16 protein-coding genes are annotated in these 20,856 nt (G+C 61.3%); 7 read left to right on the forward strand and 9 right to left on the reverse strand.

From position 1 onward, the window contains the following. Nucleotides 1-43 precede the first annotated feature (43 nt). The 3 genes from H7847_RS06985 to H7847_RS06995 form a co-directional block, all read right to left on the reverse strand. Entirely contained in the window at nucleotides 44-2,266 is a 2,223-nt protein-coding gene (locus tag H7847_RS06985) for an NADP-dependent isocitrate dehydrogenase (RefSeq protein ID WP_227268671.1), read from the reverse strand. 226 nt (nucleotides 2,267-2,492) lie between these two features. Then, nucleotides 2,493-5,633 carry an efflux RND transporter permease subunit gene (locus H7847_RS06990; protein WP_227268672.1) on the reverse strand — a complete coding sequence of 1,047 codons (3,141 nt, stop codon included), beginning with the start codon at nucleotides 5,631-5,633 and terminating at the stop codon, nucleotides 2,493-2,495. 3 nt (nucleotides 5,634-5,636) lie between these two features. Beyond that, nucleotides 5,637-6,776, reverse strand: a complete 1,140-nt coding sequence (locus H7847_RS06995; RefSeq protein ID WP_227268673.1) for an efflux RND transporter periplasmic adaptor subunit — start codon at nucleotides 6,774-6,776, stop codon at nucleotides 5,637-5,639. Between the two features lie 88 nt (nucleotides 6,777-6,864). Here H7847_RS06995 and H7847_RS07000 point away from each other — a divergent pair, with 88 nt between their 5' ends. After that, entirely contained in the window at nucleotides 6,865-7,482 is a 618-nt protein-coding gene (locus tag H7847_RS07000) for a TetR/AcrR family transcriptional regulator (RefSeq protein WP_227268674.1), read from the forward strand. A gap of 28 nt (nucleotides 7,483-7,510) precedes the next feature. On the opposite strand, the gene H7847_RS07005 is transcribed toward H7847_RS07000, so the two are convergent. From H7847_RS07005 to H7847_RS07020, 4 genes are all read right to left on the reverse strand, one after another. Continuing rightward, nucleotides 7,511-8,137: a nucleoside/nucleotide kinase family protein gene (locus tag H7847_RS07005; protein ID WP_227268675.1), complete on the reverse strand. Its 627-nt coding sequence runs from the start codon at nucleotides 8,135-8,137 to the stop codon at nucleotides 7,511-7,513. Continuing rightward, complete coding sequence (locus tag H7847_RS07010; RefSeq protein WP_227268676.1) at nucleotides 8,127-8,900, reverse strand: ATP-binding cassette domain-containing protein; 774 nt, start codon at nucleotides 8,898-8,900, stop codon at nucleotides 8,127-8,129. Before H7847_RS07010 ends, H7847_RS07005 begins: the two co-directional genes overlap by 11 nt. Beyond that, nucleotides 8,900-9,961, reverse strand: a complete 1,062-nt coding sequence (locus tag H7847_RS07015; RefSeq protein WP_227268677.1) for an ABC transporter permease — start codon at nucleotides 9,959-9,961, stop codon at nucleotides 8,900-8,902. Before H7847_RS07015 ends, H7847_RS07010 begins: the two co-directional genes overlap by 1 nt. A gap of 110 nt (nucleotides 9,962-10,071) precedes the next feature. After that, on the reverse strand, nucleotides 10,072-11,091 hold the full coding sequence (locus H7847_RS07020) for a sugar ABC transporter substrate-binding protein (RefSeq protein ID WP_227268678.1): 1,020 nt from the start codon (nucleotides 11,089-11,091) through the stop codon (nucleotides 10,072-10,074). A 154-nt stretch (nucleotides 11,092-11,245) separates the two neighbouring features. Here H7847_RS07020 and H7847_RS07025 point away from each other — a divergent pair, with 154 nt between their 5' ends. Then, nucleotides 11,246-12,445, forward strand: coding sequence for an ROK family transcriptional regulator (locus H7847_RS07025; protein ID WP_227268679.1), 1,200 nt, complete (start codon nucleotides 11,246-11,248; stop codon nucleotides 12,443-12,445). A 740-nt stretch (nucleotides 12,446-13,185) separates the two neighbouring features. Next, a complete protein-coding gene (locus tag H7847_RS07030; RefSeq protein WP_227268680.1) occupies nucleotides 13,186-13,899 on the forward strand; it encodes a transglutaminase-like cysteine peptidase in 714 nt (237 codons plus the stop codon). Nucleotides 13,900-14,009: 110 nt separating this feature from the next. Here H7847_RS07030 and H7847_RS07035 read toward each other — a convergent pair whose 3' ends face one another. Together H7847_RS07035 and H7847_RS07040 are read right to left on the reverse strand one after the other, a co-directional pair. After that, nucleotides 14,010-14,684 (reverse strand): hypothetical protein, encoded by a 675-nt coding sequence (locus tag H7847_RS07035; RefSeq protein ID WP_227268681.1) that lies wholly within the window; start codon nucleotides 14,682-14,684, stop codon nucleotides 14,010-14,012. 200 nt (nucleotides 14,685-14,884) lie between these two features. Beyond that, nucleotides 14,885-15,694: a choice-of-anchor K domain-containing protein gene (locus H7847_RS07040; RefSeq protein WP_227268682.1), complete on the reverse strand. Its 810-nt coding sequence runs from the start codon at nucleotides 15,692-15,694 to the stop codon at nucleotides 14,885-14,887. Between the two features lie 541 nt (nucleotides 15,695-16,235). On the opposite strand from H7847_RS07040, the gene H7847_RS07045 reads away from it, so the two are divergent. The 4 genes from H7847_RS07045 to H7847_RS07060 all read left to right on the forward strand — a co-directional run bounded on the left by H7847_RS07045 (nucleotide 16,236) and on the right by H7847_RS07060 (nucleotide 20,851). Next, nucleotides 16,236-16,820, forward strand: coding sequence for an ANTAR domain-containing response regulator (locus H7847_RS07045; RefSeq protein WP_227268683.1), 585 nt, complete (start codon nucleotides 16,236-16,238; stop codon nucleotides 16,818-16,820). Then, nucleotides 16,817-18,025 carry a CmpA/NrtA family ABC transporter substrate-binding protein gene (locus tag H7847_RS07050; RefSeq protein ID WP_227268684.1) on the forward strand — a complete coding sequence of 403 codons (1,209 nt, stop codon included), beginning with the start codon at nucleotides 16,817-16,819 and terminating at the stop codon, nucleotides 18,023-18,025. The genes H7847_RS07045 and H7847_RS07050 overlap by 4 nt, the downstream gene beginning before the upstream one ends. A gap of 235 nt (nucleotides 18,026-18,260) precedes the next feature. Next, complete coding sequence (locus H7847_RS07055) at nucleotides 18,261-19,628, forward strand: CmpA/NrtA family ABC transporter substrate-binding protein (protein WP_227268685.1); 1,368 nt, start codon at nucleotides 18,261-18,263, stop codon at nucleotides 19,626-19,628. A 140-nt stretch (nucleotides 19,629-19,768) separates the two neighbouring features. Next, the gene (locus H7847_RS07060) at nucleotides 19,769-20,851 is read left to right on the forward strand and encodes an ABC transporter permease (protein WP_227268686.1); all 1,083 of its coding nucleotides are present in this window, start codon (nucleotides 19,769-19,771) and stop codon (nucleotides 20,849-20,851) included. Nucleotides 20,852-20,856 lie beyond the last annotated feature (5 nt).

Below are 20,856 nucleotides of genomic sequence, written 5' to 3' on the forward strand. Positions count from 1 at the left end.
GGGCAAGCTACCGGCAGACTGGAGGCCGCCGGGAGCTTTTGTCTTAGCCGATGATGCTGTTCAGCGTCTCTGAGGGGCGCATGACGGCGGCGGTTTTGGCGTCATCGGTGTGGAAGTACCCTCCAACATCGGCTGGTGCGCCCTGGACTGCCGCGAGGTCGGCCACGATCTTTGCTTCCTGCTCGGCCAACGCCGCAGCAATCGGCGCGAAATGCGCAGCGAGCTCTGCATCGTCTGATTGCGCGGCCAGGGCCTGCGCCCAATAGAGCGCAAAATAGTAGTGGCTGTCGCGGTTGTCGGGCTGGCCGACACGGCGGCCGGGGGATTTATTGTTGTCCAGAATTCCCTGTGTCGCGGCATCCACCGCTTGCCCCAGAACGCGCGCCTTTGCATTGCCCTTCACCTCCGCAAGGAACTTTAGGCTTTCACCAAGCGCGCAGAACTCCCCCAGGCTGTCCCAGCGCAGGTGGTTTTCCTCCATCAGCTGCTGCACATGCTTGGGCGCGGACCCACCGGCCCCCGTTTCAAAGAGCCCGCCCCCATTCATCAGCTTGACGATCGACAGCATCTTGGCCGAGGTGCCCAGCTCGAGGATCGGAAACAGATCGGTCAGATAGTCCCGCAACACGTTGCCGGTCACGGCGATGCTGGTCTCGCCCTTGCGGATCGTCTCAAAGCTGAGCCGGGTCGCTTCGCGCGGGGCGAGGATCTGGAACTTATCCGTGGCGCCGGCCGCTGCCAGAAGGGGTTTGACATAGGCAAGAAGCTGCGCGTCATGGGCGCGGGTCTCATCCAGCCAAAAGATCGCCTGACAGTTCTCGGCCTTCTGCCGGTCGATGGCCAGTTGCACCCAGTCTTCAATGGGGGCCTTGCGGGTCGAGGCAGAACGCCAGATATCACCCGCCTCAACCGCGTGTTCGTGCAGCACATCGCCATTGGCCGCCATCATGCGCACCGTGCCGTCTTTCGGAATTTCGAACGTGGTGGGGTGAGAGCCGTATTCCTCCGCCTTTTGTGCCATCAGACCGATATTCTGGACAGTTCCCGCCGTGGCAGGGTCGAGCGCCCCGGTTTCCTTGAAGTAGGTCACGGCTTCCTCGTAGACCGCAGCGTAAGAGCTGTCGGGGATGACACAGTTCGTATCGGCTTCCGCGCCATCCGGGCCCCAGCCTTTGCCGCCCGCACGGATCAGCGCAGGCATGGAGGCGTCGATGATGACATCTGACGGCACATGCAGGTTGGTGATGCCCTTGTCGGAATTGACCATATACATGGGCGGGCGGGCCTGCATTGCCTCATCGACTTTTGCCATTATTTCATCGGCTTGTGGCATGTCTTTGATACGATCCAGAACCTCTCCGAGGCCGGAATTGGGATTGACACCCGCCGCGGCAAGCGCCTCCCCGTAGGTGTCGAACACGGGCTTGAGGTAGGCCGTCACCGCATGGCCAAAGATGATCGGGTCGGAGACTTTCATCATCGTGGCCTTAAGGTGGATCGAGAACAGGATGTCATCGGCCTTTGTGGCCTCGATCTGGTCCAGCAGAAACGCGCTCAGCGCCTTGGCGGACATGAAGGTCGCATCGACCACCGTGCCTTCGGGCAGCTCGAGGCCCTCTTTCAGCGTGGTGACGGATCCGTCTGTCCCGGTCAGCTCGATACGCGCTGGTCCAGCCTGTGCGGCACTCAGGGTGACCGAGGTCTCGTTGGAGCGGAAGTCGTTTGCGCCCATCGTTGTGACCCGGGTTTTGCTGTCCGCAGACCATGTGCCCATGGAATGAGGATTGGCCTGCGCGTAGTTTTTCACGGCCACCGCGGCGCGGCGGTCGGAGTTGCCTTCCCGCAGGACGGGATTGACCGCCGATCCCTTGATGGCATCGTATCGCGCGCGGGCTTCTTTTTCGGCGTCCGATTGCGGGTCTTCGGGGTAGTCTGGCAGGGTGTAGCCCTGGCCCTGAAGCTCCTGGATCGCGGCGACGAGCTGCGGCACTGAGGCCGATATATTCGGCAGTTTGATGACATTGGCCTCCGGCGTTTTGACCAGCTGGCCCAGCTCTGCCAGGTCGTCGCTTTGGCGTTGCGCCTCCGTCAGGTGCTCGGGAAAGGCGGCGATGATGCGTCCGGCCAGAGAAATATCCCTGGTGCCTACGGAAACCCCGGCGGCATCAGCAAAAAGTCGGATGATGGGGAGCAGTGAGGCCGAGGCCAGTTGCGGTGCTTCGTCAACTTTTGTGTAGATGATGTCGGGAGTGTTCGTGTCGGACATAATTGAAAGCCTTTCTTGCGATTGGCCGTTGATTAACCGACCACGGCGCCAAGGTCCACTGATCGAGATCAATTCTCGCCAGATCGGCGAGGTGGCCGGGCGCCGGCCGGTCTACAAGAGGTGCGGCGGGCAGGGCAGGCATCGGCATCGGAGAGGCTCAAAGGAGTGGCGCAGACATCGGGGATCACAGGCGTATGCGCGCGCGTTCCGGCGACCGGCCCGCGTCTCATTCCGCCGCGATTTTCAAGCTTCTGGAGGCGTCAGGTGGAGTGGTTTTTCTGGCCTCGTCCGGCGTGGTCACGGTGCGGTGGGACCGTCCATAGACAAGCGCAAACATCGGCGGCACGAAGTAGAAGGAGACGATTGCCGAGAGCAGAACCCCGCCCGCGATGGCAACAGCGAAAGGCGGCCAGAACCCACCGCCCTCAAGGATGAGGGGCAGGAACCCCCCGAAGGTTGTGATCGTGGTCGAGATGATGTGGCGGCTCGATCCGCTCACGACCCTGGCCATCGCTTCGGTGTCCCCGGCCACCGCCTGCGGGTCTGCCTTGAGGCCGGTCAGAATGATGATCGCGGCATTGATCGACACCCCGATAGAGCCGATGACCCCGATGATTGCATTGATACCAAAGGGAAACTGCAGGATCGCGAGCGACAGCATCGACAGGCCCGCGGAGAGGATGCAGACAACCAGAGCCACCGCTGTCAGCCGGAAGGAGTTGAAGGTCAGCGCGATGGTCGCAATGGTCAGAGTCACAATCAGCCCCACGGAGGCCAGCAGGTTGCCGACCGTGTCAGAGCGGGCATCGGTGTCACCGCCCAGCTCCATTCGGTAGCCCGCCGGGATCTCGAAACCGGCCCCCTCAAGAGAGGCGAGGACCGATTGCAGCGCCTCTTCGGGCAGGATCTCGGGCACGACAAAGGCCTGCACCGTGTTGATCCGCTCACCATTGCGCCGGGTAATGACGCTTTCGGCAGGCTCGACGACAGGGCGGGCCAGTTCTGACAGCGGCACTGCCGGGTAGTCCCCAGCCGCAGAGAGGGCCTCGGCGTTCGGCAGCAGGATCGGCAGGTCGGCCATCGCAGCAAGGTCCCCCTGGATGGCATCGCCCAGGCGCACGCGCACGGTGGTCTGATCGGTGCCCTCCACAAGGCTGCCCCCGGTGGCCCCCACCAGCCCGGTTTCCAGCTGTGCCGCGATATCGGTGACGTTGAGACCCAGCAGACGTGCTTCGGTCTCGTCGATCTCGAAGCGAAGCTGCGGCGCGCCACCTGTCACACCGGAGCGCACCTGCGTCACCAGCGGCAGATCCGCCATCAGTGCGCGGGCCTCGTCGCCGAGGCGCCGCAGCACGTCAAGGTCCGGGCCGACGAGGCGCACTTCGACAGGGGCGGCAACCGGCGGGCCCTGTACAAGGCCCCGCACGATGATGCGCGCCTTGGGGTGCAGCATGTTCAGATCATCCTGCAAGGCAGGCACCAGCCGGGCTGCGGCGGCCGCATCGGTGGTCTTGACCATCGCCTGCGCATAACCCGGCTCGGATGCGCGTCCGGCGGTGATGTTGTAGTAAAACGCAGGGCCGGATTTGCCCACCGACCAGTAGACGCGGTCGATCCCCTCTGCCGCCGCCAGTTTTTCATCGATGGCCTGCGCGACCCCGGCGGTCTCGTAAATGGCGGTGCCAGGGGGCATCTCGACCTCGATGTAGAACTGGTCCCGTTCCACGCCGGGGAAGAACTGTGCGGTCAGGGTGGGAAAGGCGCCAAACCCAATCAGCGGCAGGATCAGCGCCAGCGCGATGGATTTCACCGGATTGCCGACCGACCAGCGGAGGGTGCTGTGAAAGGCGCGCCCCAGCGTCGGCAGAGAGATGCCGCCGCCCGCGCCGGTTTTCAGAATGCGGCCAGCGAGCGCGGGGGTCACGGTGACGGCAATGAACAGAGACCAGACCAGCATCAGGACCACCGCAATGGCGATGGAGCCCACAAAATCCCCCGCAGGTCCGGGCAGCAGGATCATCGGTGTAAAGGACAGTGCCGTGGTCACTGTCGAGGCCAGCAAGGGTGCTGCCAGACGTTTGGTGGCATCGCCCACGGCGTCGATGCGGTCCAGCCCGCGGGTCAGACGCTGGCGCACCTCATCCACCATGACGATGGCCGCGTCGACAAGCAGGCCGAGCGCCACGATCAGCCCGGTGACCGACATCTGGTGGATCGGCAGCCCGATGAAGTTCATGCTTGCCAGCGTGGCCAGCGACACCACCGGCAGCACCACGGCTACAATCGCCGCGGCCCGGGCCCCAAGCGTGATAAACAGCACTGCCACCACCAGAGACACCCCGATGGCCATGTTCGTCCCGACCTCGGCCAGACGATCGGCGGTATAGGTGCTCTGATCGAACATCAGCGTCTCGGTCAGACCATAGGGCACGGCTTCGGCCCCGGCGGCGAGGTCCTGGCGGACAAACCCCATCCAGCGGTCGATCTGCACGCCGTCCTGGGCCAGCACACCGACCAGCACCGCGGGGCGGCCATTGGCAAAGGCGAGCTCTTCCGGCGGGTTGCTGACCGTGCGCTGGAGGGTGGCGATATCCGACAAAAGGACATTGGCCCCGTTGGCGCTCTCGCGCAGCACGACCTCGCCCAACCTGTCGAGCGCTTCGATCTCGCCGGAGATATTGACCGTCAGGTCCACGGCGTCACTTTGCAGCCGACCGGCCTGCACCTTGCCGTCTGCCGCAACAATACGGGCCGAGATATCGGCCGCGGTCAGCCCGAGGGCCACGGCGGCTTCGGGATCGACCTCGACCCGGATTTCCTCTTCCGGCTCTCCAAAGAGATCAATCGCGCGGGTTGACGGGATCGCGCGCAGGCGGTCTGCGATACCTTCGGCGTGGTCGTGCACGATCGACAGCGGCACCCCGTCATGGTCTGCGGTCACCGCGATCACGGCTGAATAGGCAGAGATGCCCTCCGCATCGAACTCCGGGGGCTCCACGCCTTCCGGAAAGACGCGCCGGGCGTCTTCGACCGCGTCGTGGGCCTCTGACCAGACCTGTTCGATGGTGTTTTCATCCAGCGTTTCCAGCAGCTCCACCGAGATCACCGAAACGCCCGAGCGCGAGACGGATTCGATGGTGTCGACCTCGGCAATCTCGCGCAGTTCCTCTTCGATCTCCGCCGTCACGAGCGTCTCGACCCGCGCGGGGTCCGCACCGGGAAAGGGGGTGGTGATCGTGGCAAAGAGGTTGGTAATCGTCGGGTCCTCCTGGCGGCCCAGCGACAGAAAGGAGGACAGCCCGGCAGAGATTAGGACCAGAAGGATCAGGGCCACCAGGCGGGGCTGGCGAAAGGTGAGCGTCTCCATCCGTCAGCCCTCGGTGCCGACGATTGTGACGGTCTGCCCGCCGACAATGCGGTGCGCGCCAGAGGTGACGATCTGCGCGTCTGCGTCAAAGGACCCGGTCACAAAGGCGCGTTCGTCTTCGAGATGAAGGATTTCCACGGCAGCGGGGTATAGTTTGTCCTCCACCACGATCATCACCGTCCAGACGCTACCCTCGCCGGATTGCAGCGCATCCGCGGGCACCCAGGCCCCTTGCGCCGCCACGGTGCTGCGCATCACGAGCGATGCGGTCTGACCAAAAACCACGTCGCGCTCAATGTCGAGCGAGAAAAGGGCCGTGCGGGTCCGGGTGACCGGGTCGATATCCGGGCGAATTCTTTTCAGCGTGGCGGGAAGCGCTTGCCCCGCCACGTCGATCTGCACACGCGCAAGCGCCTCCGCCGACACATCAAGCGGCAGACCCACCCGAAATTCAGGGGCGGAGGTTTCCATGACGGTGACGATTTCCTGCCCGGCCTGGATGGTCTCGGCGGCATCGACGTTCTGGGCGGCAATCTGCCCGTCAAACGGCGCAAACAGCACCGACTTTTCAATGTTGATGGCCACCGTGTCGAGCGCTGCATCCGTTTCCGCAATCCGGTTCGACAGTTCATCGCGTGCCGCGAGCGCCTGATCGAGGGTTTCCTGACTGGTAAAACCTTGTTTCTGCAATTGCATTGCGCGGGCCAGGCGGCTTTCGGCAGAAACGAGTTGGGCCTTGGAAGCGGCGCGGGAGGCTTCGAGCCGACGCCGGTCCGCCTCCAGCAGATCGATATCCAGACGCGCAATTTCCTGTCCTGCGGTGACGGTATCGCCCTCTTCCACAAGCAACGCGTCGATCCGGCCACCCAGCTCGAAGGAGAGGGACACAGTGGCGCGCGCCTCGATCTGCCCGATGAACCGGCGGGGCAGGGTGTAGCTATCCTCCATGCGGAGCGTTTCGACGCTGACGGGCAAGGCCGGGGCCGGATCCGGTTCTGGCACGGCGGCGGCGCGGTCGTTCAAAAACCCGACCCCGATCACCAGCACCGCGACCGCAATGCCGATGGTCAAAAGGGTGGCGCTGGCTTGCAGGACCAGCGTCTTTACGCGTTTTGCAGAACCGGCTGTCTCTACGTCCGCCATCGGGGCCCTCATCTGAAGTTAGTATCGCTAACATATGTTAGAGCGTCTTACTTTGACAAGGGGTACGCATTCTGAGAGATATTGGATCATGGAAAAAACACCTCACTCCGAAAAACGCGACAGCTATCACCACGGGGATCTGCGGTCGCAGCTGATTGAGGCCACCCGCGCGCTGGTCGAGGAAAAAGGGCCGGACCATTTTTCGGTTTCAGAGGCCTGCCGGCGGGCGGGCGTCTCCACGGCGGCGCCGTACAAGCACTTCAAAAGCAAGGAAGAAATGCTGCATGCGGTTGCGCTGGCTGGCATGGTCCGGCAGCGCGAACAGATGTTGGCCGAGCTTGAGACCTGTACGCCGGGCACCCTGGACCGGATCGTGGCCATGGGGCGCGTCTATGTGCGCTTTGCGGTGAGCGAGCCCGGTGTCTTCCGGCTGATGTTCGGCCTGTCCGAAGATCATGCAGATCATGTTGACCTTGTGGAGACCGGCGACAATACCTTTGCCGTTGTGCAACGCGAGGTGGCGCGCTGTCGGGGCAGTATGACCGTTGAAGAGACCGACGTGCACCAGGCGTTTTTGCTCTGGAGCTTTGTGCATGGCCTGTCGTTTCTGATGATCGACGGTAAGCTGACCGATACCAAGATGCCCCTGGACCTCGAGCATGTTCTCGTCGATATCGCGCAGCGGGTGGTCGGTCAGGGACGCTGAGCCACCCCCCCAGCCGGTGGCGCGTGGTTTATTCAGCAGGATCGTCCCTGAGAATAAGGTCCGGAGCCACCAGATGCTCTGCCGTTGTTACCGCATTGGGCAGATCATTTCCGTCCACCTTTTGCCGAGCCTGCTCCGGGGAAAGGCCATGAAGGTGCCAGCGCTGCATCAGCCGGTCGCGCAACACCGGGAAGGGCACAGACAGATAGACGGAGAAATCCCAGGTCGTGGTGACCACTCGCCAGTCATCGTGGTCGAGCAACAGGTAGTTCCCTTCGACGATGACTGTCGTTGTCTGGGCCTTGACCAGACCGGCCCCGGCGATGGCACAGTCTCGCGCGCGGTCAAAGACGGGGTAGAGGACCTCCTCCTCCTGGCGCAGGCGGCTCAACAGATGGCTGAAGCCCGCGATATCAAAGGTTTCCGGCGCGCCCTTGCGGTCGAGCAACTGCCGGTCCTGCAAGACCGCGTTGTCGATGTGAAACCCGTCCATGGGGACCACGCAGCTGTCGGGTATGTCCTGCGCGAGATCATGGGCCAGCGTGGACTTGCCACTTGCAGGCGGACCCGCGAGGGCGATCAGGCGGCGCCTGTGTGTGATCGGCACCGCCGAGAGCCGTGAGAGCAGCGCCGCTCTGTCCCGGTCAGTCTGCATGGACTCCGTCCGGGACCTTGGCCCCGGTCATATAGGCCACCGCGTCTGACATGGAGTGGTCCTTGGGGTCAATCACACAGAGCCGCTTGCCCAGACGGTGCACGTGCACCCGGTCCGCCACCTCAAAGACATGCGGCATGTTGTGACTGATGAGGATGATGGGAATGCCGCGGCTTTTGACGTCCTGGATCAGCTCCAGCACCTTGCGGCTTTCCTTCACACCAAGTGCCGCCGTCGGTTCGTCGAGGATAATGACCTTGGAGCCAAAGGCTGCCGCACGGGCCACGGCCACCCCCTGACGCTGCCCGCCCGAAAGGGTCTCGACCGCCTGGTTGATGTTCTGGATGGTCAAGAGGCCCAGTTCGGTCAGCTTGTCGCGGGCGATCTCTTCCATTTTCCGGCGGTCGAGCTGGCGCAGGATCTTGCCGCGAAACCCCGGTTTGCGAATCTCGCGCCCCATGAACATATTGTCCGCAATCGACAGGGCAGGGGACATCGCGAGGGTCTGGTAGACCGTCTCGATCCCGGCCTTGCGCGCCTCGATCGGAGAGGTAAAGCGCACCTCCCGGCCCTCAAGCTCAACGGTACCCTCATCAGGGATCACAGCGCCCGAGACAGCCTTGATGAGAGAGCTCTTGCCCGCACCGTTGTCGCCAATCACGGCCAGAACCTCGCCCGGCATCAGGTCAAAATCGCAGCGGTCCAGTGCGGTGACCTTGCCGTAGCGTTTGACCAGCCCGCGTCCTTTCAAAATCGGTTCCATCAGGCCGCGACCTTTCTGATCCATTGATCCACGGCCACCGCCGCAATGATGAGCAGCCCGATCAGCAGGAACGTCCATTGCGCATCCGCGCCCAGAAGCCGCAGTCCAAGGGTAAAGACGCCCACGATCAACGCCCCGAAAAACGTCCCCACAATCGAGCCGCGTCCGCCAAAGAGCGAGATGCCCCCGATCACCACCGCGGTGATGCTTTCGATGTTCAGAAGCTGCCCCGAGGTGGGCGAGACGGATCCGATCCGCCCGATCAGCGCCCAGCCGGCAAAGGCACAGATCAGCCCGGCGAGCGCATAGACCGAGATCAGGGTTTTTTTCACATCCACCCCAGACAGCTCTGCCGCTTCGGGGTCGTCCCCCACCGCATAGACGTGTCGCCCCCAGGCGGTGTGTTTGAGCACATAGGCGAGCACCAGCACCAGAAGCAGCAGGAAGATCACCCCAAAGGTGAAGACTGCGCCGCCCAGACTGAACTTTGCGCCCATCAGTTGGAGCAGGGGGGCCTGCTCGGCGATATCCTGGCTTCGGATGGTCTCGTTCGCGGAATAGAGGTAATTGGCGGCCAACACGATCTGCCACATGCCCAGGGTGACGATGAAGGGCGGCAGTTTCATCACCGCCACCAGCCAACCGTTCAGCGCGCCAATCAGGGTGCCGAAGGTCAGGCCGCAGGCAATCGCGACCTCAACGGGGATGCCGTAGCGAAAGGTGAATTGCCCCATCACCACCGAAGAGATCACCGCAATGGCCCCGACACTGAGATCGATGCCGGCAGTCAGGATCACAAGGCTTTGTGCGGCGGCCACGATCCCCACGATCTGGACCTGTTGCAGGATCAGCGTCAGCGCGAAGGGCGAGAAAAACCGCGACCCCAGCAGCACGCCGAAAATCGCGATGGAGGCCAGCAGGACAATCAGCGGCACCAGCGCCGGTGTGGTATGGAGTGCGTGGTGAAAGCGGCTCACGACCCCCTTGCGACTGTCGTCGAAGGCGGCAACCTCCCCGGCGGCTGTTGCGGCTGCGGCTTCGTAGTCGTCTGATCCGGACATTGGGGGTCTCCCTGGGCAGGCGTGCAAGCGCTTGGGGCGGCAGATAGACGAGGGGCGGGCCAGAACGCGCCCCTCGCTTGGTCACGGGGATGGTCACAGACCTGCGGGGGTCAGCCCCAGCAGAGGTTCATGCCTTCCTCAACACTGATGCTGTCCACGCCGTCAACGGGCGTATCGGTCACCAGCGCCACGCCTGTGTCAAAGAAAGCCTTGCCATCCGTCGCTTGCGGCTTTGTGCCATCCTTGGCCCAGGCCGCGATAGCCTCGATGCCCTTGGACGCCATCAGCAGCGGATATTGCTGCGATGTGGCGCCGATCACGCCATCGGCCACGTTCTGCACGCCTGGGCAACCGCCGTCGACAGAGACGATCAGCACGTCGTTTTCGCGTCCAATGGCCCGCAGCGCCTCATAGGCCCCTGCCGCCGCCGGTTCGTTGATGGTGTAGACCACATTGATCATCGGGTCCTTGGCCAGCAGGTTTTCCATGGCGCGGCGCCCGCCTTCCTCATTCCCGGCGGTCACGTCATGCCCCACGATGCGGGGATCGTCCTCGTCGCCCCAGCGGCCGGGATCTTTCACGTCGATGCCAAAACCCGTCATGAACCCCTGGTCGCGCAGGACCCCAACCGAAGGCTGGCTGACAGCCAAATCCAGCATGCCGATTTTGGCGTTTGCGGCCTCATCCCCAAGGGTCGCCGCCGCCCATTTTCCGATCAGCTCCCCGGCCAGGAAGTTGTCTGTGGCAAAGGTCATGTCAGCGGACTCGATCGGTTCAAGCGGTGTGTCCAGCGCGATGACGAGGAGGCCCGCATCCCGCGCCTGCTGTACAGCCGGGACGATGGAGGACGTATCCGAGGCGGTCAGCAGAATGCCGTTTGCCCCGTTTGCAATGCAGGTCTCGATCGCAGCAACTTGGGTTTCATGATCGCCGTCGACCTTGCCGGCATAAGAGTTCAGGGTGATGCCCAGCTCTTCGGCCTTTGCCGCCGCACCTTCGCGCATCTTGACGAAGAACGGGTTGGTATCCGTCTTGGTGATCAGGCAGGCCGAGACCGAAGGGTCATCCGCCGCGACGCTGCTGGCGGATGCAATCAGGGCCAAGGCGGTGCCGGTGATAAGTTTCTTCATGTGAACCTCCCAATTCATGCAGGCAAGCTCTGATCGAGCATGCGCGTCGCGAAAAGGTGCTCTGATTCTCGGGGACTGTCAATTTATAAGTAAACTTGATTTATTAATTGAGCTCATGCAGTTTGGTGTGACTTGAAAACCCGTTGGACATGCAATGAACAAGGCCGCTGCCATCAAGTCGCTCAGAAATGGTGTGAACCAGAAAGAGCTCCGCGACCATAACGAACGCCTGATCCTCTCGGTGCTGCAACGCAATGGTCATTTGTCCGGCAGCGAGATTGCCCGTCGGACGCATCTGTCCGCCCAAACCGTTTCCGTGATCCTGAGGAAACTGGAACGCGACAGTCTTGTTGTCAAAGGCAAGCCGGTCAAGGGCAAGGTCGGGAAACCTTCCGTGCCGATGACGCTGAACCCGAAAGGTGCGGCATCCATTGGGTATAAACTGGGGCGCCGCAGCAGCGAGGTCATTGTCACCGACCTCTGCGGGAACAGGCTGTTTCAGGATCATCTGCAATACGATATTGCCCTGCCGCAGACGATCTTTGACTTTATGCGCAAAAGCTTTGACGCGGCCTTGCGCGCGATCGGCCAAAAGCGGGCGGCAAAGCTCTGTGGCATCGGGATCGCAGCCCCTTTCGAGATCTGGAAGTGGGGCGCATCGGATGGCAATACCCCGTCCGATTTCCTGTCATGGAAAGATGTGTCTTTTGAACAGGAGGTTGCGCGCTTTACCGATCTGCCTGTCTTCATGGTGAACGATGGCACCAGTGCCTGCTGGGCGGAACAGGTCTATGGTCAGGGCAGGGAATTGCAGGATTACGCCTATTTCTTTGTCTCGACCTTTATCGGCGGTGGCGTCGTGCTCAACCAATCCGTCTACAACGGGGCGCGGGGCAACGCTGCGGCCTTTGGTCCGTTGCGGGTGGGCGACCGGCACGGGCGGACCCGGCAATTGCTGGATATCGCCTCCATTCATTCGCTTGAGGCGATGTTGGTCCGATCCGGACATGACCCCAGAGCATTGTGGACGCAACCGCAGGATTGGAACGGTTTTGCAAAAGAGGTCGATGTCTGGATCGATGAGACCGCTTACGGCATCGCACAGGCCTGTGTATCGGTCTGCGCGGTCATTGATTTTGAGGCGGTCATCGTCGACGGGTTCTTCCCCGCATCGGTCAGGCGCCGTCTGGTCACTCAGATTCGGGACGACCTGCTGCATGAGGACAGCCGCGGTCTGATCCTGCCCCGCCTTCTTGAAGGACGCATCGGGGTACCGGCCCGCTCCCTCGGAGCCGCTTCCGTCCCGATTTTTGCGCAGTATTTTCTTGGCGCGCATTCGGCGCTGGCTGACTAGGCTTTTGCGCGGGATCAGGTCTGTCGTCATCGGGCAAGGCGGTCTGGATGCCCTTCAAGGTCGCAGGAGGGCGGGATGTTAAGAGATACACCGGGAATACGTTAAAGTGTGACATGCCGTTTTCCCTGCCTTGCCAAGGTTCTCTTTCGAGATTTCGGCGGCAGGCGGGCTTTGGTGATCTGCCTTTGGCCCGAGCAGCTGTGCTTGTCTCCCACAGGCAATCGGGAGGGGTTTTTTGCCTGTCATCTTTCTTTAAGCTTCTTTCAGATGGGTGTTGGATCGCTTGTTGAAAATGGAAGGTCATGGCACCTTAGAAATTGTGACGCAGGGCCTTGTGGCGTTGACCTTTGGCTGGACTGAAGCTTTCAGGTTGTTCTGAAAGCCAACACTGCAGGGCCGTCCATGTCGTTCGGCGATGCGATCATCGCGCCAGTAGGGAGGGTTGCAGGGGGAGGTCGCGCCCCTGAACAGAGGCGATTCGGCTACGTGGCTGTGCCGATCTCACTCAAATGCCGGAAAGTTTTTCGGAAGGCACCTCAACAGCGGAGCCGGTGTCTGCGCCCTCAATTACGTGCAGTTTGCCTCATTTCAGGGATAATTGAGGCAGCAATCGTGCACTGCTCTGTCTTTCATTTCGAGTTTCAGCGTTGTGTCCATTCATTAATCGCATTGCCACCACGGCGGCGCCCAATTTCGCCGGGATATTAAGCTTCGTTAAAACACGAACAGGAGGCGCATTGATGTCGAGCGGTAAGAAGTCCACAGGAAAACAAGATGCACAGGTTGGCAAGAGCGCCGGGCGCCCGAATTGGCTGGCTGGTCTCTGGTCTTGGGCTTCTTTTTGCCGTGCTGGTGTCTTTCGGATGCTTGCGGTCGGGATGTGCGCGAGCCTGCTCACAGTACCGTCGGCATCTGCGGCAGGCGCTCAGGGGGCACACCTTGTGGCAAAGCGGTCAGTTACAGCGCCGGCGGGGTTCGACGGAATCTGTGCGCGCTATACATGGGTTTGTACTGCGTCGGGCAAGACGCAACTTAGCCCCGGTGCAACGTTTGATCTGGCCACGAAGGTCAACAGACAGGTCAATCGACAGGTGCGCGAAATTGAAGATCAGCGACAGTATGGAAAAGAGGAGCACTGGGCATTGCCAACGCGCTATGGCGGCGACTGTGAAGATCTTGTTCTGTTAAAGAAAAAGATGCTTGTCGAGCGTGGTGTGAAGTCGGAAAACCTCCTGATCGCAACCGTTTTGGATAAGAGGCTCAACAGCCATGCTGTTTTGGTGCTCAGAACCACGACAGGAGATGTCATACTCGACAATCTGACAAATAGAATCCTGCCATGGCACGAGACCGGCTATACCTTTCTGAAGGTGCAGAACCCAAAGGTGCTGTCCAAATGGCATGCAATTCTGGCTGGTGGGGTCATTAATGATCGCCCGACGGCGTCACGTTAGGTTGGCAGCTTAGCCAATCAGAGGGCTTCAAAAACCAAAACAGGCGCTGCGAAGGCGCCTGTTTTCCGTCTGGAGCGATCTTGTATGAATTATTCTGTCTTGGAAGCCTCTTAGCCGGGGAGGCCAAAGTCGCCACCGCCACTGGTACTGCCACCGCCACTGGTGCCGCCGCCGCTGGTGCCGCCACCGCCGCTTGTGCCGCCACCGCCGCTGGTGCCGCCGCCGCTGGTGCTGCCACCGCCACTGGTACTGCCACCGCCACTGGTGCCGCCGCCGCCGCTGGTGCTGCCACCGCCGCTGGTGCCGCCGCCGCTGGTGCCGCCACCGCCGCTTGTGCCGCCACCGCCGCTGGTGCCGCCGCCGCTGGTGCTGCCACCGCCGCTGGTGCCGCCACCGCCGCCGCCGCTGGTGCTGCCACCGCCACTGGTGCTGCCGCCGCCGCTGGTGCCGCCGCCGCCAATACTTGCGGCACTTGCATTACCTAAACGGCTAAAGTTGCGGTTGCGATCATCGCCGCTATTCAGCCGCTCAGTACCGGTATCGGCAATCGACGCTGTCGGCCGATCTACCAAAGAAAGAGCGTCGTCCGGGCAGGAATCGAACATCCGGCGCAAGATTTCGTCGTAATCAGATCGAGCTGTAATTCGCTGCAACACATTCTCGGGAATTCTTTCCCAATTACACATGTTCCATTGTTTTGCCTGTGCTTCCTGTGGTGCGGAAAACGATAACATCGCGCTTGTCACGGCCAGCAGGCTGGTCTGTGTCAGGGTAAGAAATCTCATGGTCTTGCCTTTCGACTAGTCTTTTACATACGCCCCCTTCTCAATCTCCCAGACTTGCGCCCAGGCGGGACGGATGTTTCACTTGGGCTTGTCTTTCACCTCTCTTGAAGATCTACCGGGCTATTGCGCCGCCGTTCGCGGCGCCTTCCAATGACCAGAAGTATTCAAGAGAAAAGGTGACCTAGCCCCACAGTTACAGGTTACGAACCTGCTTGATGGCGCGCGCGCCGACCAAAGGTTGCTATGCCACCCAAACCGGCGAGCAGAAGCCACATCCCTGCCGGCAACGGCACTGTCGAAATTGTACCGTAGACACCAATCACAGCTGTCCCACCTTCGCGCATCCGCCACAACCCCGTCGCAGGATCGTACTGGCTTGCCGCGCCGTTAAAGCTCAGAAATGGACCGGTGCCATTCCAGGGTGTTCCTGGCGTTCCGGCGTCGTCCAGCTGGAAAAACACGCTCTCCAGGGTAAGTCCTTCGCCGAGATCCAGTGGTACATTGAACGCGCTGCTGGAGAGCACGATACCCCCAAGATCATCCGGGTTATTGCCGGTTTGCTCATTGCGGTCCGTATCGGCGTAATTGTCAGTTGTGTTCACCGAAGAGAACGTCAGGTCATGCGAAATGGAGCCCAGATCATTCGGTGTATCGAAATCGAGGTTCAAGGTCATCACGCTCGACCAGGTGCCGCCGGGATGCCAGTTCGATTGGTTGTCCCAGGTGATCGTCCCCAACTGGAAGTCACCGTTGCGCAGAACGTTATGGGAGAAATTTGTGGTTGATACGGCCAATGACGCGGAGTTGCCGACCTCGACCTCGGTTGCCGGTCCCGAAGGGGTGCCCCAGCGAAACACGCTTTCCCCGTCACCGCTGTGAACCATACCGGGAGAGGTTGTCGTGGTCGGGGCCGCGATGGTGCCGCTGAATTGACCTGAGACGATGCTGGCTTGCGCTGCTGTCGTGCTGATGAGTGCGACCGCACCGGCCAGTGCATAATACTTTACCATAGTTATACCTTTAAAACTTAATATTCATTGGATTGAATAGGGAGCTTTTTGATCATTTTCAAGCCACACTGCTGCTGCATTTCTGCCTTAATGTCATCGATTGTTTTCACATTCGTTAAGTTACCGCGTGACAGGCGATAATTAATCCCCGACCGGAAACGCTGCCCCATTTCGTTAACCTAAATTGTTGGTCTAAAAGCACTTTTGGCGCAGCAGGTTCGAATCGGATGATCTGTGGCCGGCTGCAACTTCAGCGTGCGGGCGGTGGCTTTGGGCTCTTTTTTCCGATTTGCATGTCGCAAAGGCGGGCAGAGCGTCGCGCGAACGCCGGGATCGTGACGTAAGGTTATTCGGAACGCCCCCGGGCCAAAACCCGCAAAACGGGGATGCCCGTTCTGCCGCTTGACCGGCAAAGCCCGGTCGCAGCCGCTGGGATCATTCGCCTATTTCTTGGGCATGTGGCTGGCACGAAGGGGCCGTGCATCAGAAAGGCAGGCCGTCTCCTTTACAAGGCGCAACCGTTTTTGACACGTAAAGCGTGATGTCGGAGAAATTATCAATCATCGTGGTCGAGGCAGACCGCGACCGCGCTTTGGAAATTGTTGAAGGCCTCGACAAGGCCGGGGCCTACGATATCCATGTCATTTCGGAACCCACCCGCCTTGCACGACAGATAAAGGCGTATCAGCCGGACATCGTCCTGATCGATATTGCCAACCCATCCCGGGACACATTGGAAGAGCTTGCTTTGGCGTCGGGCCCGATGGACCGGCCTGTCGCGATGTTCGTCGATCAGTCAGAATCCGGCATGTCCGAGGCGGCGATTGAGGCAGGGGTATCCGCCTATGTGGTCAACGGGATGCAACCTGCCCGTGTCAAACCGGTCCTTGATGCTGCCATCGCGCGGTTCCGCATGTTTCAGCGGATGCGCACGGAGCTGGCAGAGATGAAGCGGGCGCTGGAGGAGCGCAAGCTCATCGACCGGGCCAAGGGGATGATCATGAAAGCGCGCGGCGTGGAAGAAGAAGAAGCCTACACCATCCTGCGCAAGGCGGCGATGGATCAGGGCAAACGCGTCGCCGATGTGGCCGCGGCCCTGGTGACCGCGGCGGGTATATTGTCATGAAGCGCGCTGCCATTCCTGTGGGCTTCATTCCGCTGGTGGACGCGGCCCCGCTTATCACGGCCGAGGAAATGGGGTTTGCCGCGCAAGAGGGCATCTCGCTTGATCTGCGGCGCGCGCCATCCTGGTCGAGCCTGCGGGATATGCTCAGCTTTGGTCAGGTCGACGCGGCGCATATGCTCTCGACCGTGCCGGTTGCAACCGCGATGGGGCTGGGCGGCGGCGGCACATCGCTGGCGGCAGTCTCGGTGCTGTCGGTCAACGGCAACGTCATCGGGGTTGATCTTGCGCTTGAGAAGCGGATGCGCGCTGCGGGCTATGCTTTCGATTTCAGGGATGCCCATGCGGCCGGACGGGCGCTGCTGGAGCTGTGCGACAAGCCGCTGCGCATCGGCGTGCCGTTCCCGTTTTCGATGCATACGGAACTGGTGCGATACTGGCTGTCCGGCATCAACCATCCGCAAAGCGACAACATCATGATCCACACCGTGCCGCCACCGCTGATGTCGGAGGCCATCGCGGCAGGCGAAATCGACGCCTTTTGTGTGGGTGAGCCCTGGGGGTCGCGGGCCGTGGACAAGGGGGTTGGCGCGCTGCTCCTGCCGGGGACGGCGATCTGGGCCTTTGCCCCTGAAAAAGTGCTGGCGGTGCGCAAGGACTGGGCGGAAACTGAACAATCGTTGCTGAACCGGCTGATCCGGGCGGTCTGGCGGGCGGGACGCTGGCTGGCTGAGGACGGCTCAGCACTGCTGGCCGCAGAGGTTTTGAGCCGCCCTGAATACCTCGACCTGCCGCCCGAGGTGATTGACAGATCCCTGTCAGGGCATCTGGTGATCAGTGCCTCGGGTGAAGAACGCAGCACGCCGCGGTTTGTGGAGTTTGCACGAGGGGCCGCGAATTTCCCGTGGCGCAGTCAGGCGGAGTGGATCGGCCACCATATGGCGGCCCGGATGGGGACGGATACAGCCGCCGCACGTCAGGCTGCCCGGGCTGTCTTTCGCTCTGATCTTTTCAGGGCGGCCCTGGCCGGGGCGGGGGCGGATTTGCCGGGCGCATCCTCCAAACTTGAGGGAGCCTTGGGCGAGGACACCGCCGTTGCCTCGGAGGGCGGACGTGTGATTCTGTGCCGCGATCAGTTTTTCGATGGTCAGATTTTTGAGCCTGAGCCCGAAAAGCGCTCAGAAATTGTGCAACTGCGGCAGGATTGATGCGGCAGTGCAGCATAATCTAGCTGCATGGGTCACTTTTTTCTTGGCGCGCGCCGGTCGGTCGGTAACGATATAGTCATTGGCAGGCAATGGCGCCCACCTCTGACACATTCCCTAAGACAGGGACTTACTGAGCAAAGTCGCTCGACCCTTCGCTTGCTATGGCGAAGACGGTCAGCGGCTTTTTTTGTTTGTCCGGTCGTCCGGACATCGGACCTAAAGAGGGATCCATTACATGAAAACATTATTGTTAGGACTGACTGCGTCGTTGGCGCTGACCGGCGCGGCAAATGCGCAATCGCTGGAGCTTGAAAAGGACGAACTGACGTTCGGATTCATCAAGCTGACCGATATGGCCCCGCTCGCGGTGGCTTATGAAAACGGCTATTTTCTGGACGAGGGGCTGTTTGTCACCCTCGAAGCGCAGGCCAACTGGAAAGTGCTTCTGGACGGTGTGATCAGCGGGCAGCTCGACGGAGCCCATATGCTGGCGGGTCAGCCGCTGGCCGCAACGATGGGATATGGCACCGAGGCCCATATCATCACGCCCTTCTCCATGGACCTCAACGGCAACGGCATCACCGTCTCGAACGAGGTCTGGGACATCATGAAGCCGAACATCCCCAAAATGGACGATGGCCGCCCGCAACACCCGATCTCTGCCGAAGCGCTGGTGCCTGCGGTCGAGCAGTTCCGCGCGCAAGGCAAGCCTTTCAACATGGGCATGGTCTTTCCGGTCTCCACCCACAATTACGAATTGCGCTACTGGCTGGCGGCGGGCGGGCTGAACCCTGGTTTTTACAGCCCCGAGAATGTCACGGGCCAGATCGCGGCGGACGTGTTCCTGAGCGTGACGCCGCCGCCGCAAATGCCGGCAACTCTCGAGGCGGGCACGATCTCCGGTTATGCGGTGGGTGAGCCTTGGAACCAGCAAGCGGTCTTCAAGGGGATCGGCGTGCCGGTCATTACCGACTACCAGCTCTGGAAGAACAACCCGGAGAAGGTTTTCGGCATCACGGCGGCGTTTGCAGAGCAATACCCCAATACCACCGTGGCCCTGACCAAGGCCCTCATTCGCGCCGCGATCTGGCTGGACGAGAACGACAACGCCAATCGGCCGGAAGCGGTCGAAATCCTCAGCCGTCCGGAATATGTGGGCGCGGACTATGACGTGATTGCCAACTCCATGACCGGGTTCTTCGAGTTCGAGAAGGGCGACAAGCGCGATATCCCCGACTTCAACGTCTTCTTTCGCTACTACGCCACATATCCCTTCTACTCGGACGCGATCTGGTACCTGACGCAGATGCGTCGCTGGGGGCAGATCGACGAGACCAAGGACGACCAGTGGTATTTTGACATGGCCGCCAAGGTCTACAAGCCCGCGATCTATCTTGAGGCGGCCCGTTTGCTGGTGGACGAAGGGCTCGCCAATGAGGCGGACTTTCCCTGGGACAGCAATGGCTTCAAGGAGCCGACGCCCGCCGCCGATATCATCGATGGCATCCCCTACGATGGCAGCGCACCCAACGCCTACCTCGAAAGCCTGCCCATTGGCCTGAAGAGCGGTCAGATCGTTGTCGGCACCGAAGTGCAGGGCTGACATCTTACCGCGGTTTGCGGCGACTTCCTCGGGTCGCCGCAAATTCTCCCAAAGATCTGCAGTGCGGAACATCGAGCCTGACTGACATCCTCAAAAGCCATCCGGCGCTGTCGCGCCGCAGCAAAACGGAAAGCCACATCATGACCGCCATCGACCCGATCAATGCACCAGACCCGGACCGCGACGCCAGACGCCAGCGGCTGTTTTCCCGGATCAATACTGCCGACAAATGGTTTCAGGTGCTGGGCCTGGCCTGGCTGACACCGATCCTGCGGGCCGCTGCCGGGGACAACCCCCGCTCCCAGCTCAAGGACCTGTGGCGGCTGGCGGCGGTCCCGCTTATTGCCATGGGGGCGTTTTTGCTGATGTGGGGCACGCTGGCGCCGCAGGTGCAGACCTCACTGGGGGCAATCCCCGGTCCCGCGCAGGTCTGGTCCGAGATGGGCAACCTGCACCACGACGCGCAAAACAAGGCCGCCAAGGAGGCCAAGTTTCAGGAAATGGTCGACAAGCGCAACCAGCGTCTGATTGAGGACGGTCGCGCGGATGAGGTCAAGAACGTCGCTTATACCGGCGCGCCGAGCTATTACACACAGATCTGGACCTCGATCAAAACAGTGTTTTTCGGGTTCCTGATCGCGACAGTCATCGCCGTGCCGCTGGGGATCGCGGCGGGACTGTCGCCCACGGCCAACGCCGCGCTGAACCCGCTGATCCAGATTTTCAAACCCGTATCGCCCCTGGCATGGCTGCCGATTGTGACCATGGTCGTCTCGGCCGTCTATGTCACCAACGACGGGTTTTTTGCCAAATCCTTCCTCGTCTCGGCCATTACGGTGACGCTCTGTTCGCTCTGGCCGACACTCATCAACACCGCGCTGGGCGTGGCCAGCATCGACAAGGACCTGGTGAATGTCTCCAAGGTTCTCAAGATGAACACCTGGACCAAGATCACCAAGCTGGTGCTGCCCTCGGCGCTGCCGCTGATCTTCACCGGGTTGCGCCTGAGCCTCGGGGTCGGCTGGATGGTCCTGATCGCCGCAGAGATGCTGGCGCAGAACCCCGGCCTTGGCAAATTCGTCTGGGATGAGTTCCAGAACGGCTCCTCCTCCAGCCTCGCGCGGATCATGGTGGCGGTCTTCACCATCGGGATCATCGGCTTCCTGCTCGACCGGGTGATGTACGCGCTGCAATCGCTCTTTACCTTCTCGAACAATCGGTGAGCGGT

The sequence above is a fragment of the Roseobacter weihaiensis genome, from assembly GCF_020622345.1.
GTDB classification, from domain to species: domain Bacteria; phylum Pseudomonadota; class Alphaproteobacteria; order Rhodobacterales; family Rhodobacteraceae; genus Roseobacter; species Roseobacter weihaiensis.

What these genes read in the sequence shown, in the direction of transcription:
- H7847_RS07025 (WP_227268679.1), top strand. Translation starts at nt 11,246, where the DNA reads ATGAACAAGGCCGCTGCCATCAAGTCGCTCAGAAATGGTGTGAACCAG.
- H7847_RS06985 (WP_227268671.1), bottom strand. Translation starts at nt 2,266, where the DNA reads ATGTCCGACACGAACACTCCCGACATCATCTACACAAAAGTTGACGAA.
- H7847_RS07010 (WP_227268676.1), bottom strand. Translation starts at nt 8,900, where the DNA reads ATGGAACCGATTTTGAAAGGACGCGGGCTGGTCAAACGCTACGGCAAG.
- H7847_RS07000 (WP_227268674.1), top strand. Translation starts at nt 6,865, where the DNA reads ATGGAAAAAACACCTCACTCCGAAAAACGCGACAGCTATCACCACGGG.
- H7847_RS06995 (WP_227268673.1), bottom strand. Translation starts at nt 6,776, where the DNA reads ATGGCGGACGTAGAGACAGCCGGTTCTGCAAAACGCGTAAAGACGCTG.
- H7847_RS07055 (WP_227268685.1), top strand. Translation starts at nt 18,261, where the DNA reads ATGAAAACATTATTGTTAGGACTGACTGCGTCGTTGGCGCTGACCGGC.
- H7847_RS07045 (WP_227268683.1), top strand. Translation starts at nt 16,236, where the DNA reads ATGTCGGAGAAATTATCAATCATCGTGGTCGAGGCAGACCGCGACCGC.
- H7847_RS07005 (WP_227268675.1), bottom strand. Translation starts at nt 8,137, where the DNA reads ATGCAGACTGACCGGGACAGAGCGGCGCTGCTCTCACGGCTCTCGGCG.
- H7847_RS07040 (WP_227268682.1), bottom strand. Translation starts at nt 15,694, where the DNA reads ATGGTAAAGTATTATGCACTGGCCGGTGCGGTCGCACTCATCAGCACG.
- H7847_RS06990 (WP_227268672.1), bottom strand. Translation starts at nt 5,633, where the DNA reads ATGGAGACGCTCACCTTTCGCCAGCCCCGCCTGGTGGCCCTGATCCTT.
- H7847_RS07060 (WP_227268686.1), top strand. Translation starts at nt 19,769, where the DNA reads ATGACCGCCATCGACCCGATCAATGCACCAGACCCGGACCGCGACGCC.
- H7847_RS07020 (WP_227268678.1), bottom strand. Translation starts at nt 11,091, where the DNA reads ATGAAGAAACTTATCACCGGCACCGCCTTGGCCCTGATTGCATCCGCC.
- H7847_RS07015 (WP_227268677.1), bottom strand. Translation starts at nt 9,961, where the DNA reads ATGTCCGGATCAGACGACTACGAAGCCGCAGCCGCAACAGCCGCCGGG.
- H7847_RS07050 (WP_227268684.1), top strand. Translation starts at nt 16,817, where the DNA reads ATGAAGCGCGCTGCCATTCCTGTGGGCTTCATTCCGCTGGTGGACGCG.
- H7847_RS07030 (WP_227268680.1), top strand. Translation starts at nt 13,186, where the DNA reads ATGTCGAGCGGTAAGAAGTCCACAGGAAAACAAGATGCACAGGTTGGC.
- H7847_RS07035 (WP_227268681.1), bottom strand. Translation starts at nt 14,684, where the DNA reads ATGAGATTTCTTACCCTGACACAGACCAGCCTGCTGGCCGTGACAAGC.